16 protein-coding genes are annotated in these 17910 nt (G+C 39.2%); 9 read left to right on the top strand and 7 right to left on the bottom strand.

The genetic code is table 11. The features are described from left to right. Positions 1 to 50: 50 nt before the first annotated feature. From H5088_RS04145 to zapB, 3 genes are all read right to left on the bottom strand, one after another. Positions 51 to 1073, bottom strand: coding sequence for an MBL fold metallo-hydrolase (locus tag H5088_RS04145; protein ID WP_182752250.1), 1023 nt, complete (start codon positions 1071 to 1073; stop codon positions 51 to 53). Between the two features lie 63 nt (positions 1074 to 1136). Continuing rightward, positions 1137 to 1442 (bottom strand): cell division protein ZapA, encoded by a 306-nt coding sequence (locus tag H5088_RS04140; RefSeq protein WP_182752249.1) that lies wholly within the window; start codon positions 1440 to 1442, stop codon positions 1137 to 1139. Continuing rightward, positions 1442 to 1672 carry a cell division protein ZapB gene (zapB, locus tag H5088_RS04135; protein WP_002957855.1) on the bottom strand — a complete coding sequence of 77 codons (231 nt, stop codon included), beginning with the start codon at positions 1670 to 1672 and terminating at the stop codon, positions 1442 to 1444. The genes H5088_RS04140 and zapB overlap by 1 nt, the downstream gene beginning before the upstream one ends. 238 nt (positions 1673 to 1910) lie before the next feature. Between zapB and H5088_RS04130 the strand changes: the two genes are divergently transcribed. Beyond that, positions 1911 to 2750: a 23S rRNA (adenine(2030)-N(6))-methyltransferase RlmJ gene (locus H5088_RS04130; RefSeq protein ID WP_182671457.1), complete on the top strand. Its 840-nt coding sequence runs from the start codon at positions 1911 to 1913 to the stop codon at positions 2748 to 2750. Positions 2751 to 2857: 107 nt separating this feature from the next. Here the strand turns inward: H5088_RS04130 and H5088_RS04125 are convergent, their stop codons facing one another. From H5088_RS04125 to H5088_RS04115, 3 genes are all read right to left on the bottom strand, one after another. Next, complete coding sequence (locus tag H5088_RS04125) at positions 2858 to 3676, bottom strand: META domain-containing protein (protein WP_182752248.1); 819 nt, start codon at positions 3674 to 3676, stop codon at positions 2858 to 2860. Positions 3677 to 3797: 121 nt separating this feature from the next. Beyond that, a complete protein-coding gene (locus H5088_RS04120) occupies positions 3798 to 4364 on the bottom strand; it encodes a PhnA domain-containing protein (RefSeq protein ID WP_007586451.1) in 567 nt (188 codons plus the stop codon). Between the two features lie 78 nt (positions 4365 to 4442). Further along, on the bottom strand, positions 4443 to 5192 hold the full coding sequence (locus H5088_RS04115; protein ID WP_024595823.1) for an ABC transporter substrate-binding protein: 750 nt from the start codon (positions 5190 to 5192) through the stop codon (positions 4443 to 4445). A gap of 149 nt (positions 5193 to 5341) precedes the next feature. Between H5088_RS04115 and H5088_RS04110 the strand changes: the two genes are divergently transcribed. From H5088_RS04110 to H5088_RS04080, 7 genes are all read left to right on the top strand, one after another. Continuing rightward, the gene (locus H5088_RS04110; protein ID WP_182752247.1) at positions 5342 to 6607 is read left to right on the top strand and encodes an EAL domain-containing protein; all 1266 of its coding nucleotides are present in this window, start codon (positions 5342 to 5344) and stop codon (positions 6605 to 6607) included. A 2-nt stretch (positions 6608 to 6609) separates the two neighbouring features. Next, the gene (locus tag H5088_RS04105) at positions 6610 to 7224 is read left to right on the top strand and encodes a paraquat-inducible protein A (protein ID WP_182695511.1); all 615 of its coding nucleotides are present in this window, start codon (positions 6610 to 6612) and stop codon (positions 7222 to 7224) included. 94 nt (positions 7225 to 7318) lie between these two features. Then, positions 7319 to 7681 (top strand): hypothetical protein, encoded by a 363-nt coding sequence (locus tag H5088_RS04100; RefSeq protein ID WP_259395075.1) that lies wholly within the window; start codon positions 7319 to 7321, stop codon positions 7679 to 7681. Between the two features lie 257 nt (positions 7682 to 7938). After that, the gene (locus H5088_RS04095; protein ID WP_182752246.1) at positions 7939 to 9315 is read left to right on the top strand and encodes a TolC family protein; all 1377 of its coding nucleotides are present in this window, start codon (positions 7939 to 7941) and stop codon (positions 9313 to 9315) included. Further along, on the top strand, positions 9305 to 10867 hold the full coding sequence (locus H5088_RS04090; RefSeq protein ID WP_182752245.1) for an efflux RND transporter periplasmic adaptor subunit: 1563 nt from the start codon (positions 9305 to 9307) through the stop codon (positions 10865 to 10867). Before H5088_RS04095 ends, H5088_RS04090 begins: the two co-directional genes overlap by 11 nt. Before the next feature lie 8 nt (positions 10868 to 10875). After that, positions 10876 to 13995: an efflux RND transporter permease subunit gene (locus H5088_RS04085; protein WP_182752244.1), complete on the top strand. Its 3120-nt coding sequence runs from the start codon at positions 10876 to 10878 to the stop codon at positions 13993 to 13995. A 200-nt stretch (positions 13996 to 14195) separates the two neighbouring features. Next, entirely contained in the window at positions 14196 to 14651 is a 456-nt protein-coding gene (locus H5088_RS04080; protein WP_002957844.1) for a hypothetical protein, read from the top strand. A gap of 137 nt (positions 14652 to 14788) precedes the next feature. On the opposite strand, the gene H5088_RS04075 is transcribed toward H5088_RS04080, so the two are convergent. Beyond that, entirely contained in the window at positions 14789 to 15295 is a 507-nt protein-coding gene (locus H5088_RS04075) for a glycine cleavage system protein R (RefSeq protein WP_002957843.1), read from the bottom strand. Between the two features lie 380 nt (positions 15296 to 15675). On the opposite strand from H5088_RS04075, the gene H5088_RS04070 reads away from it, so the two are divergent. Next, on the top strand, positions 15676 to 17910 hold the full coding sequence (locus H5088_RS04070) for an ABC transporter permease subunit (protein ID WP_182752243.1): 2235 nt from the start codon (positions 15676 to 15678) through the stop codon (positions 17908 to 17910).

Genomic DNA, 17910 nt, shown 5'->3' with positions numbered 1-17910 from the left:
TCACTTTTGTAAATTCCTTTTATTATTTTAACACAATCCGTTGTGTTGAGTTATTCTGCGCTTTTTGTGCGATTTAGGCCAGCTTGTAAAAAGAAGTTGCTCGATTTTATATTAAGCGCTTCTTGTTTATAAGGCTCAATAACTGATTCAGGAAACGATAGCATTAACTGCTCAATACTTTGATCTTTATTGTTTTTAACGTGCTCTGTTATGGCTGTTAAAAATGATAGTGGCTGTTTCAGCTGCTCTTTTGTTAATGTGCCGCCGTGGCCAGGTATAATAATAGTGAGCTTTTCGTCGTTAATATATTGCTTAAGCAACGTTTGCCAACTTTTAAGTTCACCGTGTCCAGGGTAAGGAAGCCAGTCAACGATATCGCCACCAATCAGCACACTGCCATTATTAGTAGTAATAGTTAAATCACCGTTAGTATGGGCTTGCTGCGGCTCAAGCGTTACCTCAAAACCACCAAGGTCGATAATTTTACGACTATTAATGACTATTTCGGGTTTGCTAAGCTGATACTCCTGCCAGCGAAAAAGTCGCTTTTTTGCAAGCTTTAACTTATCACGCCATTTAGGTTGCTCTTCTTTGGGTACATTCGCTAATCGTTGGTAGCTCAGCTCAATGCTCTTTTCATAGGTGTCTAGTTTGTCGGTATATGCTGTTTGGTAAAGGCTAAAATTTTTATTTACTTGCTGATGAACAACGAGCTTGGCATCAGGATAAAAATTTTGCATAACCGCCATACCGAGCAAGTGATCGTCATGGTAATGCGTGGCAACCAAATAGCATAAAGGTGTTTTAAGGCGTTTTTTTAAATCTTCAGCAAGTTGTTCAACTGCAGCAAAATTGGCACTCGTATCAACCAGTAGGGCACATTTTTCGCCTTCAATTAATACTTGGTTAGAGTCGTAAAAGCGAAGCTTGTCTTGTTGCTTTAAAAACTGAATATGAGGGTTTATTGTATTCCAAATAACGGCAGCGTAGGTGCTAGGTGCTATTGATAGTAAAGTGCATGACAATAGTAAGTGCTTACATGAAGAGGTTATGTTTGAAAGTTTTAACTTCATTTATTATCTCTACGCTGAGGTTTAATTACTTTAATAATAAACAAAAAGCGCAGTATGCGCTTTTTATTTTTGGTGTTTGGGGTCATTTACCAAATGCTGACTGAGTTTATCAATCAATTGGTCTTGATGCTGTTGTTCAACTGTAGCCTGTGTTTTTGCTTCTAGCAATTCGTGGCTTAAGTTTAATGCTGCCATTAGTAGGGCTTTTTGATCGTTTCTAACGGTTGAGCGTTGTTTCATTTGCTCAACTAAGTCATTTAGATTTTTAGCTGCTGCTATTAATGCATCTTCCTGCCCTTCGGGGCAAGCAAATTGCTGCTCTTTACCTAGCAACTCAACAGTGACCCGCTGGTTTTGCAGCTCAGACATTAGCTAGCCTGTTGTGCGCTTTGTAATTTATCAAGAAGACCAGATAAAGTAGTGCTGGCATCTTTTTGCTTTTCTTCATTTTCTAAAGCTTCAAGCTGTAGTAATTCGTTTTCATCGCTTAGTTTAGTGTTCTGTTCTTTTAAAGTAGCAACATCTGTTTGTAATTGATTATTACGTTCGATTAAAGAATCGATCAGTTGTTCGAGTTGTTGAAGAGTAGTGTTGTTCATAAAGGCGCTCATATAACTGTAATTAATGTCATGCAAATGTAAAGCAAAGTGTGTTGATTTGCCAGCATTTACGGTGGTTTTAGCTGATTTTTCTTCTGCGTTAAGGGATAATTCAGCATATGAGCTTTTTCATTCAGAAATGGTTCACTTTAACACTCTCTTATCTTGGTGTGAGTTGCCAAAGCCTAGTGCTTATGGTTCACTTACGATATTAAATTGCGTATGGCGAAAATAAATAATGCTTAGTTACAGACACTCATTTCATGCGGGTAATCCTGCCGATGTACTTAAACATTTAGTACTGGCACAAGTACTAAATTACCAAACAATTAAAGATAAACCGCTTGATTATATAGACACGCATTCAGGTGCTGGCTTTTTTGAACTGGCAGCTGCTGATGCGCAAAAAACGCAAGAGTATCAAGATGGTATTGAAAAACTTTGGCAACATAAAAGTGAACATGCTGAGCTTAATGAGTACATTGAATTAATTAAGTCATTTAACGACACTGACGAACTTGCATTTTATCCGGGTTCACCAAAAATTGCAGAGCATTACTTGCGCCGCCAAGATAAGGGTTGGTTTTTTGAACTGCACCCGCGCGATTTATTATTACTTGAAGAAAATATGCAAGGTAAGCGCTCCATTCGTGTGCGCGGAGAAGATGGCTTTACCGGCTTAGTAGGATTATTACCACCAGCATCTCGCAGAGCGTGTGTGTTAATTGACCCTCCGTACGAAATTAAAGATGACTACGAAACGGTTGTAAAAACCTTAGTTAAAGCTCATCAGCGTTTTGCTACAGGTACTTATATGATTTGGTATCCGGTAGTAGACAGAGAGCGCATTGATAATATGGAGCAGGGCTTAATTGATTCAGGAATGCGCAACATTCAGCTATTTGAATTAGGCACTGAAGCGGACACTGACGTACACGGCATGACAGCATCTGGCATGATTGTGATTAACCCTCCATGGAAGCTAAAGCAAACAATGGATGCAATAATGCCTGAACTTGTTGATTTGTTGAGTGAGCCAAGTGGTTTTTACAGAAGTGAACAACTCGTTGATGAGTAGCTTTAAATAGTGCTTACAATGAATGATAAAATGCCCAGTTTTGCTGGGCATTTTATTTAAAATCAATACGAATGTGTTAGGTAACACATATATTAGGGAGCTAAATATTAATTAAAATAAACTGCGTTAAAAGTAGCAAGCGTATTACCGCTGTTGTTTTTAAGTTTCAGTGACTCGCCTGTAATTTCCCACTTTGAAGTATTATTAAGTACGTTAGACATAGCTGCCTCTTGGTCCATATTCTCCGAACACATCTTTTTTGTACTCGCTAATTGACTAAGTGTAATTGTGTGCTGCTCGGTGCTATAACTTCCGCTAAAATTATTACAGCCTAAAAAGCCATTAACACGGTAGTCTTTATCGAACTGAATAAACGGCTCTTTAGTTGTAACATTTACTGTTTGAGCATTGATTGTTATTGCTTTCCAGTACGTGTTTGTAAGCGTTACGTCTGGCTTTTCAACGGATACTTTTGAAAGCTCAATTTTATAAGGGCCAGTTAGCTGTGACTCTCTAAATGGGTCGTTATTTGTGGTACTTGTGTAAAGTACTTTGTCTTTATTTATGATTCTGGCGTTTAGGCTATAGCGGTGTTTATCGTTAACTTTACTGGCATCATAAGTTAGCTCTACAGTAAATGGTGGGGCTTGGGTTATATCAATCACTTCTTGGGTTATTATATCTGCTTTTACATCCATTTTAGATACATCCGAAAGCGTAACGATTAACTGTGAACCGGGGCGAAGCATACTGCGATCTTTATAGCTAACTTGGGTAGTTAGAGTCGATATTGATTTTGCTTGCTTTGTATTGTCAGTCGGCTTTGTTTGTTGATCACAACCGGTTATAGCAAAAGCGCTTAGTGCTAATAAACTAAGTCCTGTAAGTGCTTTTTTACGTGAATGTACTGCTTGATGCTTTTCCATGTTTGTTATCCTTACTCAATATTATCCCCCTAGTGTATTACCTAGTGACTTAATCATTCCTTAACTTATTTTAAACATAAAAAAAGGCGCATTAGCGCCTTTAATAATTAAAAACAAACGATTATTTTTTAACAAACTTAGTTAAAATAACTATGCGCTGGCCGTCAACTCGCCCTTCAATATGTTCAGGGTTGCTGGTTAGGCCAATATTACGAACAGCTGTTCCGCGTTTAGCTGTAAGGCTACTACCTTTAACGTCTAAGTCTTTAATTAGGGTAACAGTATCGCCTGCTTGAAGTACTACACCGTTGCTATCTACATGCTTTAAATCGTCATCTTCAGCAAGTGCTTTTTTAGCCCACGTTAGCGTATCTTCTTCAAGGTAAATCATGTCTAGCGCATCTTGTGCCCAGCCATTATCAGGCGCTAAACGCGAAAGCATTCTGTAAGCTACAACTTGTACTGCAGGAGTTTGGCTCCACATGCTATCGTTTAAACAGTGCCAATGCGTAGGCGTTATTTCGCTGTTATTCTCGATTTGATCTTTACATGTTTGACACGTGTAAATACATTTATCTGAGTGGGTTTCAGTTACCGGTGGTACTTCATAAACAGATAAGTTCTCGGTGGCTGCACACAATTCACATTGATTATTACTACGTTCGATTAAGGCTTTTTCAATACTCATGGGGCTCTTTCTGATTCTGGTCGAGTTAACATTTGCTGCTATTGTACTCCAAAACACGAGCTCTGCGCCATTAGTCCCTTAATTTTGTGTGGGTATATTACTCATATACTTATCTTCAATAGTTTTTATATATCCTTGAGCGTGAAGGTTTTTAATTGCTAGGTTTATCTGGGGCAATAATTCTTTGTGTTTGCTCAATAAGCGAATTCTTAAAAAACCATGGGAATGCTGTGCGCCAAAGGCAATGTTTATCCCTAACTGCTTTGCCCAATAGAGCGCAGTTAACTTACCTACTAGTGCAGCTTCTACACGGTTTCTTGATAGGGCTGTCATAAGTTCTTTTTCGGATGGAAAGTCAACACGCTCAAAGGTGTTGTCATTAAAGTAATAGTAACCTAGTACCGTTCCTATATTTTTACCCTTCAAGCTATCAGCGCTTTGCCAATGCTGGGCATTTTTAGGCAAGGTAACAATCATTTCTGTGGCATAAATAAGCGGCTCTGAAAAAACATAACGAGGGTCATTTCTCTCACTCTTTGAGAGCCATTCTAATGAAATAACATCAAAATCGATTATTTCATCTTGTAAATATTTGGTAATACGCTTTGTAGGTAGGTCGATATGAGAAGCTGCAATATTGGCATCATCGAGTACTTTTTCAATAATTTCGGGTAATATGCCAGGCTTTTCTGGATCATTTGTATAATATGGATAATGACTCCCTGACGCGCTAACATTATATTTGAGGGGAGTAGGATTAATGCTGGCATAGCTAAAAAATACAAATAGCAGAGGGCTCAGTACTAATAACCGAATAAAGTTAGTCAAATCTCTACCTTTTATATTAATATTTTATATTAGTGTTGTGTAATTTTAACGTTTTTGCAATGACGACTATATTTATCTTATGCGTGTTGCATTAAAGTACACATATTATTGGCTGTTTTGCCATCTTTTATTTATAGGTTTAGAGCCAAGTGAAATTACATAACATATCTGATGAAGTACAAAAAATAACTCAGTTTGTTGCGCGGCAACCTATTTTTGATATAGACCAGAATGTTTTCTCGTACGAATTGCTTTATAGAGACTCAGCCAATAATGCGTTTCCTGTAGGCACTTCAGATGTCCATGCGACAAGCCGCCTATTTTTTAATGCTTTAATGTTGGTTGGTTTAGATAGACTTACCGCACATCATTTAGCTTTTATAAACTTGTCATCAGAAACTATTCTCGATAACTTCCCCAAACTTTTATTGCCAGAAAATAGTGTTATTGAAATAGTGGAGCGCACGGGTAATATTCCTGCGGTGGCTGAGCGTGTGCAAGAACTTAAAAAAGAAGGCTATGTTTTTGCACTTGATGATTACGATGGCGATCCAAAATGGGAGCCACTGTTAGCACATGTTGATTACATAAAAATTGAGATAGATGATCCGGTTATTAAAACCAATATGCGCATTAAAAAAATAAAACGCGCAAATCCACATGCAAAAATAATTGTTGAACGAATAGAGACGCATGAACAATTTAATGTATTAAAATTGGCTGGCTGCGATTTATTTCAGGGGTTCTTTTTTTCTCGCCCAGAAATGATTACGTATAAAGGTGTAGAGCCTTCAAAGCTAACCGTTTTTGATCTATTGCGTTTTACAGCAAAAGAAACACTTTGCTTTAAAGAAGTTCATCAACGAGTGGCCAGAGATGTCGCCATAACAGCGAGGGTTTTAAAGCTAGCTAACGCGCGTTCAGGCAAAGCAAATTTAGTCATTACGTCTATTTCACAAGCGGTTATTTATTTAGGTGAGGACACAATAAGACAATTTGTTCGCGTATTAGCAATTAGTGAGTTAGGGCTCGAAAAACCAACCGAATTAACTAAGCTTGCTTTAACGCGGGCTCAATTTATGTCGCTAATATTGGAGCAAAATAATAAAGAGTTGACCGAGCAAGGGTATCTGGTGGGTTTGTTCTCGGTGCTTGATGCTATTTTAGATGCTGAATTAAAAGATATAGTTAAAGAGTTTACTTTAGATGCTGCAATATCTGATGCGTTACTATTAGAGAGCGGCATCTTAGGGAACTGTTTATCGCTTATAAAAGAGTTTGAATTAGATAATATAGATGAAGCTATGGTCCATTTGGCCAACATAAACTCAGAGCTGCATATTGGCGATATATTTAATTTTTTATTGGATGCTGTTTTATACAGTGATGACATTATTGAGGCAATAGCAGAATAAATATGCGTAATTGGTTGTCGGTTATAAGTGTAGTGGTTGCTCTTTGTTTATTGTTTCCTGGTATTACAAAACCAGTATTAACAATAGAGGGCAACATAGATAAATCAAAATTAGCGCAAGCGGGCATTGAAATGCTTGCTGAAGAGGGTGATGGTCGGACTCGTAGCATGCTAATGATGTTCTCGAATATGCTAGGGCTTGATAAGTTAGAGGGCGAGATTAGCGCCTATAACAAAACACAAAGTATTTTAGGCACAGTTCAAGAGCTTTCTAGCAATAATAATTTATTTGTAGCTGCTTTAGTGGGGTTGTTTTCTATTGTTATTCCAAGCTTGAAGCTGCTATTACAATTGCTTTATTGTTGCCTACCTTTGAATGGGTTGAAGCAAAAGCTCGGTCTGGTTATTTGTGCATTAAGTAAGTGGAGCATGGTTGATGTATTTGTTATTGCATTAATAGTGACTTACCTAGCAGGTAACGCTCATGGTAAAAGTGGTGAGCTACTTGTTATGAATGCACAATTTGGTGAGGGTTTTTGGTATTTTAGCGCATATTGTATATTTGCAATTATCGCGAGTAACTTAATTAAAACACCTGATAAACCGCAGTCTACATAATTAAAGTATTTGTGGTTGCCGTTAGGTTATCTTACAATCATTTTAAAATTTATTAAAAGGCATAATGTTGCAACGTTTTTACTCTAGTTTACTCATGATAACTTTACTGCTCACTTTTGTGGGTCAGGCAGTTGCGTCTGTAGCTATGGTATGCGAAATGCCACATTTGCCAACGAAAACAGCAATGCATGCCCAAATGCCAATGACACACAGTAGTGATGCAACAGCTGTTGCTAGCATGTCTGAAAATATGATGCAGATGGATTGTTGCGACGACGAAAGTACGCCACAAAATGATTGCAAATGCCCTATCAGTGGCTGCGCTGCTAATTCAATGCTTAATGTTGATACTTTATTTAGCGTTACTTTACTTGAATCTGAAAAAGTAAATATAAGTGTATTTACTACACAAATTAATATACCTCGTTCACTCTACCGCCCTCCTATGTCTGCTTAATAGCAGGATAGGTGTAATATCAATTTTATTGAAAACATGCTCATTCTAGGAACTAAATACCTCTCTAACTGCGTTAAAAATTACTTATATAAAGCAACTATACTGCGTAATTTTTTCCTTGTTATAGAGCAATTTTCCTACCGCAATAATAGATCATTAATTCAATGAAATTGATATAAAAGGTTTTTGTAAAACTCCTAAACACCTTTTTTGCTTCCTAATTTAAGAATTTCTTTTATTTTTAGATGGAGCAAGTGATGAACCACGCTGTAAGTATTAAAGCCGTATTATGTAGTGTTGTGTTATTTAGCACAGTTGTTAATGCGCAAAACAATTCAAATAACCTAAATATCGATACGCTAAAGCAAGCCCGCAATGAGCAAACGCTTAGCTTAACGCAAGCGCTTAATTATGCACTAACGCATGAGCCATGGCTAAAAGCGAGTGGCTACCAAGAAGATGCCACAATAGCGCAAAGTATTGCCGCAGGCACCTTACCCGATCCTGTTTTAACGGTTGGCTTACTTAACTTGCCTACTAACGGTTATGCATTTGATCAAGAAGGGATGACGCAGCTTAAAGTCGATTTGAGCCAAAAGTTTAGCCGAGGGAATAGTTTAGCACTTAAACAAAAGGCATTAGCTCAGTCTGCTCAACAATATCCTTGGCAGCGCGCCGATCGCTTAGCACAAGTAAAAGCAATTGTGATTGAGTCGTGGTTAAACGCGTATCGTGCTCAGCGAAGTATCGCTTTAATTGAGCAAGATAAAGGATTATTTACTCAGCTTATTGAAATTACCGAAGCAAGCTACGCAAGTACCTTAGGTAAAACACGCCAGCAAGATATTATTCGTGCGCAATTAGAACTCACTCGCCTTGAAGATAAGCTGGTTATGCTTGAGCAGCAATTTGAAAGTGCTAAAAACCGTTTAGCACAGTGGTTACCTATGAATATGCTTATGCAGCCTTTAAATGCCGAATTTACTAAAACCACAGGGCTGGTTGATTTTGCAAACCTTGAATTTGATAAATTAATACAGTTGCTTATGGCGCATCCCGCAATTATTGCGATAGACAAAACCGTCACCGCAAAGCAAACCGAAGTTGCACTCGCCAAGCAAAGTTACAAACCTCAAATGGGCGTTAATGTGGGTTATGGTTACCGAGATGATACGCCGATGGGGGAGTCGCGAGCTGATTTACTTTCAGTAGGATTTAGCATTGATTTGCCATTGTTTACTGATAACAGACAAGATCAACAGGTTAAATCGGCTATTGCTAGTGCAGAAGCTACTAAAACACAAAAGCTGGTGGCGCTTCAAAAACTCAAAGGCATGTACTTTAAGGAGTTTAGCCAACTCGCTCGTTTGCAAAAACGCGATGCGCTTTATCAAAATACGTTATTACCGCAAATGTCAGAGCAATCTCAAGCAACACTTAATGCTTATACGCGCGACGATGGGGATTTTTCTGACGTGATGCGCGCGCGCATTGGTGAACTTAACGCCAAAATAGACGCGCTTAATATTCAAGTAGAGCAGCATATTATTACCGCTCGCCTTAATTATTATGCAAGTAGCTTAGACCCCCAAGTAATGAGCGAGCAAACTGGAGAATTACATAATGAATACTAATTTAAAGTTACTTGTTGCCGCCTTAGTCGGTGCGGGCGCATTTGCATTAATTGGCGCCTTAGTGATGCAGTTTTTACCTAGCAGCTCGGAAATGAATGAACAGCAAAGTGCTGAAAAACAGCCCTTGTATTGGGTAGCCCCTATGGATAGTAATTACAGGCGTGACGCGGCAGGGCTGTCGCCAATGGGAATGGATTTAGTCCCTGTATATGAAAACGATAGCAACGCTCAGGATGGACCAGGTGCAGTAACTATTTCGCCTGCAGTCATCAATAACTTGGGTGTAAGAACTGCCAAAGTAGAGCTTAAAACACTTCACAGCGATATAAATACTGTGGGGTATGTGCAATATAACCAAGACCAACTTATTCACATTCATCCGCGTGTAGAGGGCTGGATTGAAAGCTTGTACGTTAAAGCGCAAGGAGCACAAGTTAAAGCCGGTGAGCCTTTATATACTTTGTATTCACCACAATTGGTGAATGCACAGGAAGAGTTTTTATTGGCGGTTAATCGTAATAATACCGTGTTAATTCGCGCAGCAAAGGCACGTTTAGAGTCGTTAAATGTGTCTGATGGATTTATTGAACGTTTACAAAAAAATAAAAAGATAATGCAAAATATTACTTTTTACGCAAAGCAAAGTGGTGTGGTAGATGAGCTAACAGTACGAGAAGGCTTTTACGTTAAACCAGGCACATCAATGATGAGTATTGCTCAGCTTGATGAAATTTGGGTAGAGGCAGAAGTATTCGAGCGCCAATCAGAACAAGTGAGCGTGGGCTTGCCCGTTACAATGACGCTTGATTACTTAAAAGGTCAAAAGTGGGAAGGTAAGGTTGATTACATTTACCCCGCGCTTGATGCTAAAAACCGAACGCTGCGTGTAAGACTCAGGTTTGAAAATGCAGATCATCGGTTAAAACCAAATATGTTTGCACAAGTGAGCATTCACGCTAAAGCGAGTAAGGCGCAATTTACAGTACCAAAAGAAGCGGTAATTCGCACGCAGCATCAAAACCGTGTAGTTATTGCATTAGGTGAGGGTCGTTTTAAATCGGTAGAAGTCGAAGTTGGGCAAATTAATAGTAATGAAGCGGTCATTTTGTCAGGTGTAATGACAGGTGACACGGTAGTGACCTCAGCGCAATTTTTAATAGATTCTGAGTCAAGTAAGAGCTCCGACTTTAAACGAATGGAAATGCCTAGTTCTAGCATTAGCTCAGGTATGAGTTCGGATTCTGGTTCAGACTCAAATATGAACATGGATATACAGCCACAAAGCGCCACGGTTAACGGCACTATTAATGCCATAGATACACAAAATCGCATTATAAATATTAGTCGAGAAGCCATTGAAAAATGGAATCGAGAACCCGCCACAATGGACTTTGTATTAGCGCCAGATATTGATATTACCAAGTTTGAAAATGCCCAGTATATTAATTTTACTTTTAGCATTATTAATGATGAATTTGTAATTACTAAAGCGCAAAACGCAGAGCTGATTGATCATTCTACCATGCAACCTATGCAACACAGTTCTCACTAGGAGCCATTATGATAACTGCCATTATTCGCTGGTCTGTTGGCAATCGCTTTTTTGTGTTGTTGCTTACATTAATTTTACTAGGTGGAGGGTTGTTTGCACTAAAAAATACGCCCGTGGATGCCTTGCCTGACTTATCTGATGTTCAGGTCATTATAAAAACTACTTATCCGGGGCAAGCGCCGCAAGTAGTGCAAGACCAAGTTACATTTCCTCTCACCACAGCAATGCTTTCTGTGCCGGGAGCGCAAACCGTAAGAGGTTTTTCGTTTTTTGGTGACTCGTACGTTTACGTTATTTTTGATGAAAAAACTGATTTGTATTGGGCGCGTAGCCGAGTACAAGAATACCTAAGCCAAGCAGCAAACCGATTGCCCGATAGCGCTACGCCAGAGCTTGGCCCTGATGCAACAGGCGTAGGTTGGATTTACTTATACGCACTGGTTGATAAAACAAATAAACACGATATTAGTCAGCTACGAAGCTTACAAGATTGGTTTTTAAAGTTTGAGCTACAAACTGTGCCCGGAGTCTCTGAAGTGGCTGCTGTTGGTGGCATGGTTAAGCAATACCAAGTCAATGTAGAGCCCGATAAATTACGCGCATATGGTATTCCGCTTAGCCTCATTCAAACCGCTATTCAACAAGGCAACCAAGAGATGGGCGCCTCGGTAGTTGAAATGGCTGAAGCTGAATACATGGTAACAAGCACCGGCTACATTAAAAGTGTTGCCGATTTGGAAGTTATTCCGCTTGGCGTAAACGCTAATGGTACTGCGCTGCAATTGCGTGATGTAGCCGATATTAGAGTCGGGCCGCAAATGCGCCGTGGTATTGCAGAGCTTAATGGCGAAGGCGAAGTAACCGGCGGCATTGTTATTATGCGCTATGGCGAAAATGCACAAAAAACTATTGAGCTGGTAAAAGCAAAATTAGAATCGCTTAAAAAGGGATTACCAGAGGGCGTTGAAATAATCCCTGTGTACGATCGCTCCAACTTAATAAATAACGCGGTAGATAATCTAACAAGTAAGCTAATTGAAGAGCTGATTGTAGTTGCTTTAGTGTGTGTGGTGTTTTTGTTTCATGTGCGCTCATCATTGGTGGCAATTATTACGTTACCGCTTGGCATTTTAACGGCATTTATAATTATGTATTGGCAGGGGATTAACGCCAACATTATGTCTTTAGGAGGAATTGCAATAGCGATAGGTGCAATGACCGACGGCGCTATCGTCATGATTGAAAATATGCACAAACATATGGAAAAAACGCCCCTTACCAACGAAAACCGCTGGGAAGTTGTGGCTAAATCGGCGAGTGAAGTGGGTCCTGCATTATTTTTTAGTTTATTAATTATTACCGTCAGCTTTATGCCGGTATTTATTTTAGAAGCGCAAGAAGGACGTATGTTTGCGCCACTGGCTTACACTAAAACCTATGCTATGGCAGCGTCTGCTGGGCTTGCGATTACCTTAGTGCCGGTATTAATGGGTTACTTTATTAGAGGTAAAGTTATTTCGGAGCAAAAAAATCCAGTTAACCGATTACTCGTCGCAGCGTATCGCCCACTACTTAACTGGGTGCTTAAATTTCCAAAAATGACATTGGTACTCGCGGTGGTTGTTTCTGTTATTGGCTTTTACCCGGTAAACAAAATAGGCAGTGAATTTATTCCGCCACTTGATGAGGGCGATTTAATGTATATGCCCACAACGTATCCTAGTTTATCGGTAGGTAAAGCGCGCGAAATACTACAGCAAACCGACAAGTTAATTGCCACAGTGCCCGAGGTTAAAACAGTATTTGGTAAAGTTGGGCGAGCAGAAACAGCAACAGATCCTGCGCCGCTTACAATGATAGAGACGTTTATTCAGTTAAAACCAAAAAACGAATGGCGCGAGGGTATGACTCTTGAAAAACTTAAAAAAGAACTCGACGGTTTGGTTAAGTTTCCGGGGTTGACGAACGCGTGGGTAATGCCAATTAAAACACGTATTGATATGCTCGCGACCGGTATTAAAACCCCTGTGGGTATTAAAGTTGCGGGACCAAAGTTGAGTGAAATTCAAAAAATTGGTCAACAAATAGAAGTGTTATTAAAAGATGTGCAAGGCACTGCATCGGTTTACTCAGAGCGAGTAGCCGGTGGACGTTATATAAAAGTAGATATAAATCGAGAAAAAGCGGCGCGTTATAGCTTAAATATTAGCGACATACAGCAAGTTGTATCTACTGCAATTGGTGGTACAAACGTAACTCAAACCGTAGAAGGGCAAGAGCGCTACCCAGTTAATTTGCGTTACCCGCAAGCATACAGAGACTCGCCAGAAGAGCTAATGTTGTTACCCATTGTAACGCCTACAGGGCAGCGTATAGCACTTGGTGATGTAGCCGATGTATTTATTGAAGATGGACCGCCTGGTATAAAAAGCGAAAATGCACGTTTAAACGGTTGGAGTTTTATTGATATAGATGGCGTTGATATTGGTACTTACGTTGAGCACGCTCAGCAAGTGCTCGATAAAGACCTAATACTACCTGCTGGCTACTCAATTACGTGGGCTGGGCAGTATGAATACATGCAGCGCGCTAAAGACAAACTGACTTATGTATTACCACTTACATTAGCGATTATTATTGTGTTGCTTTATCTTAATTTTAGAAGCTTTGCTGAGGTCACTATTATTATGGCTACGTTGCCACTGGCAATGATTGGTGGCGTATGGCTAATGTATTTAGAGGGCTTTAACTTTTCAGTTGCAGTGGGTGTAGGTTTTATTGCCTTAGCTGGGGTAGCGGTAGAAATTGGGGTCATTATGTTGGTGTATTTAAACCAGGCCTATCAAGAAAAATGCATCGAAGCAGAGCAGGCAGATAAGCCACTTAGTTTAGTGCAATTACAGCAAGCTATTATTGAAGGTGCAGGGCTTCGAGTACGCCCGGTTATGATGACTGTCGCGACAATTATTATTGGCTTGCTACCTGTGCTGTATGGCACAGGCACCGGAAGCGAAGTAATGAGTCGAATAGCTGCACCTATGGTTGGCGGTATGGGCAGTGCAATTGTACTCACCTTACTTGTTATTCCTGCGGTTTACCTACTGTGGCGCAAACAAGGACTTAAATAATATAAAGCAACAAGACGATAGAGCAGTGCGGTTACTACCCACGCATTGCTCTATAAAAATTACCTATAATTTGTAAGTTATTCTATTAAATTGCTAACTAATATCCATTTTAAAATTAACCTTCTGTTTTTAAATGGTTTTTTAATTGGCACGCTTTACGCAGTGTAGTACCTAAACAGTCAACTAAGTAAGGAATGCACATGCAAGTTAAAACAATTAAAGAGGTATACGATTGGACCGTTTTGTTTCATACGCAAATGGCGGCTAATTTTCATAGCGTAAAGGATTTACTCGATGAACATAATGCAATGCTGGTGGACTACTACCTAAATTACGAAAAAAAACTCGCTGAAGATTTAGTCGGGTTTAAAGCGATAACCGAAATAAATACGCTCGATACGTACTGTTATGAATACTTTGCTAAAAATCCTGAGCTAATTACTTTCGAAGACATTAGTAAAGACCAGCAATTTGATGAGAAAGTTATTCAAGCTTATTTATCAGAGCAGCATCAAAAGGTAATTGAATTATACGAATACTTACTTGAGCGCGCTGAAACTCAAAGTGGCCAAGAAAAGCTGCAACAAATACTAGAGCTGGAAAAGCAAGGTATAAAGCAAATGATGCAAAGTACGAATCGTCATATGGATATGTAGCTTTATAAGATAACTATTCAAAATAGCCGATGCTTGCATCGGCTTATTTTATGTCTGCGTTAAATAACCCGCAGAGGGCTTTGATAAACTGGCTAAAATAATATGCGTGTCAACAGTGTGGCACGCACCTAGGGAGATCAAACTTCTTCTGTATCTACAATTAAATCACTTGTTATTGATTCCAATGCTTCAATGACTTCATCTTTATTCATACCATTGGGTAAAGTAACGGTAGCAACAGCGCTAAAAATAGGCACCCCCCAATTAGGCGCACTTTGCTGCCTTGAATTTAAATGAGTAATGTTAGCGCCTTTGTGGCGTATTACACTCGCCAACTCTTGAACAATACCTGGGCGATCGTTACCTGTTATAACCAGATTGATTTGTTCTAATGTTGATGGTTCAATTTCTGTGTTTCCGGTTTCAATTCGAACGTCTAACTTAGGTAACTTATTTAAAGCGCTTTGTAATGATTGAAAGTGTTCCTCAGCAACTTCAAGTTGAATAATACCTGCAAAATGACCTAATAAATGGCTTAAGTTACTGCTTAGCCAGTTGCCATGATTTTGTAACACGACGGATGAGATACTCTCTACTAAACCAGGGCGATCTTGCCCTAAAATAGTTATAACCAACTGCTTCATAAATAATTCTCTTTTTAAGCCCAAAGAAAGTAAATGCATAGGCATTAAGTGTATTGTCTAATCTAAATTGTGTATTGTTGCACTTTTATAAGTCGTTGATTTTAAAATAATAAAATTGAATGTGGTTGTGTTGACTATACGTGGTATTAATAGTCATTCTTATTTAGTAAGTACTCTTTTAGTATTGACCTCGATAAATGCTTTGTCCAATTATTTTATAATTTAGTTCACTTAAAAATCATCTATATGAGACTTATTTAGCGATTTTCTTCGCTAGTTTTATTTAAAACCGTTTTAACGTGCTTATTATTACTGCTGTAACATTACTGTCATCTTGATGAAATATAATTTATACAACGTTAAGATTTAAGGGTGTTTTGATGACTTCAAATCCGAATAAACCGACTTTTAATACGGATCGAAGCCGTCTATTTAAAGATCGGTTTGCCAAATTTGGTATAACCGCAGGTGGGATAATGGTATTGGTAGCACTGCTATTAATATTCTTTTACCTTCTTTATGTAGTACAGCCAATTTTTGAATCAGCAAAAGTAGAAAAACGCGATAGCTTTCAGGTCGCTAATTCGCAGCAAATAGCAGGCCTAGGTGTAGAAGAGCAAACTGAAGTTGCTTATTTACTCAGTCAGCAAGGGCAGGTTGATTTTTACAGTGTGCAAGATGGCAGCTTTGGTAAAAAGCTTAAAACATTAAACGCCGAGCTACCAAGTGATGCAACAAGCTTTGCAACTAGCGCGCCTTTTCAAGGGTATTATGCGTTTGGTTTAAAAGATGGCACTGTAATGGTCGTAGCACCTAAATTTTTGGTCACCTTTCCTAATAACGAGCGTAAATTAACGCCTCGTTTAGACTTTCCTCTTGGGGAAATGGCTTTGGAAGTAGATGAACAAGGCGCAGCTATTAAACGCTTTGCATTTAGCCACTATGAAGACAGAACAGCCGTTGTCGCACTTACAGAAGACAAACGGGTGCTGTTTAGCAGTTTTGTTGCTGAAGAGAATATGTTTACTGGCGAAGTTGAGTGGGTTGTTGAGCGCACAGAGCTAGATGTTGAAGGGCGTGTAGATGAGCTATTAATGTCGCCAGATACAACCCGTACTTTTGTACGTTCTGCTAATCAAGTTTACGTATACGATACACGTGACCCAAGTGATGTAGAGCAAATTCAGCTACTTTCAGCTAACGAAGAAAATGCCAATATTGTATCTGCACAATTACTAGCAGGTGCAAACTCATTAATGCTTGCCAATGATAACGGCGAAGTTTCGCAGTGGTTTGAAGTTAACACTGACACTGGCCGCGAATATGAAAAAATACGTTCATTTGAAACGACTAAGCAAAGTAAATTAAATGTATTTACAGAGTTCTACCGTCGTACTTTTTTTACGACCAGCAGTAACGGTGAGCTTGGGGTGTACTACACAACAAGCGAAGCAAAATTATGGCAAGGTAAAGTAAGTGAAGGCGCAATACAAAACTTTGCAATTTCACCGCGTTCAAATGCTGCATTAATTTTGGCGGATAACAAACTAACAGTATTAGAAATACATAACGAGCATCCAGAAGTCACTTGGTCAGCGCTTTGGCAAGAAGTGTGGTACGAAGGTTACCCCGAGCCAGGTTATATATGGCAGTCAACATCAGCCAGTGATGACTTTGAATCTAAGTTTTCATTAGTGCCAATTTCGTTTGGTACATTAAAAGCAGCCCTTTATGCGATGTTATTTGCAGTGCCTATTGCGCTTTCGGCGGCAATTTACACGGCATACTTTATGTCGAGTAAATTACGTAAGGTAGTTAAGCCTACTGTTGAAATAATGGAAGCATTACCAACCGTTATTTTAGGTTTTTTAGCCGGTCTTTGGTTAGCTCCTTTGATAGAAGAGCACTTACCTGCAATTGTTGGGTTACTCATATTATTACCTTTAGGTATGTTAGCGACAGGTTTAGCTTGGACTAAATTACCAACCAAAATCCGTCATCGAATTCCTGAAGGATCTCATTCAATTATCCTTATTCCGGTCGTTTTACTTATTGGCTGGTTTTCGTTTGCGATGAGTGAATTTGTTGAGCTTTGGATGTTTGACGGCAATGTACGTCAGTACTTAACAAATGAGCTAGGTATGACATTCGATCAACGTAACTCGCTGGTTGTAGGTATTGCGATGGGGTTTGCAGTTATTCCAACTATATTCTCAATTGCAGAAGACGCCGTATTTAGTGTTCCAAAGCATTTATCAAATGGCTCATTAGCATTAGGTGCAACGCAGTGGCAAACACTAATACGTGTTGTATTACTAACAGCAAGCCCTGGTATTTTCTCTGCGGTAATGATGGGACTTGGCCGCGCCGTTGGCGAAACCATGATTGTACTTATGGCAACGGGTAATACACCTATTATGGATTGGAGCATCTTCCAAGGTATGCGTACGCTTGCAGCAAATATTGCAGTTGAAATGCCTGAGTCAGAAGTAGGTAGTTCGCATTACAGAATATTGTTCTTAGCGGCCTTTGTACTATTCATATTCACATTCATTTTTAACACAGTCGCTGAGTTTGTTCGCCAGCAACTGCGTGAAAAATATAGCTCAATGTAA

This window comes from Pseudoalteromonas sp. SR43-3 (assembly GCF_014163875.1).
Taxonomy (GTDB): Bacteria; Pseudomonadota; Gammaproteobacteria; order Enterobacterales; family Alteromonadaceae; genus Pseudoalteromonas; species Pseudoalteromonas distincta.
Note: the sequence above shows the minus strand (reverse complement) of the source record. Positions and strands in the feature narration are given on the sequence as shown.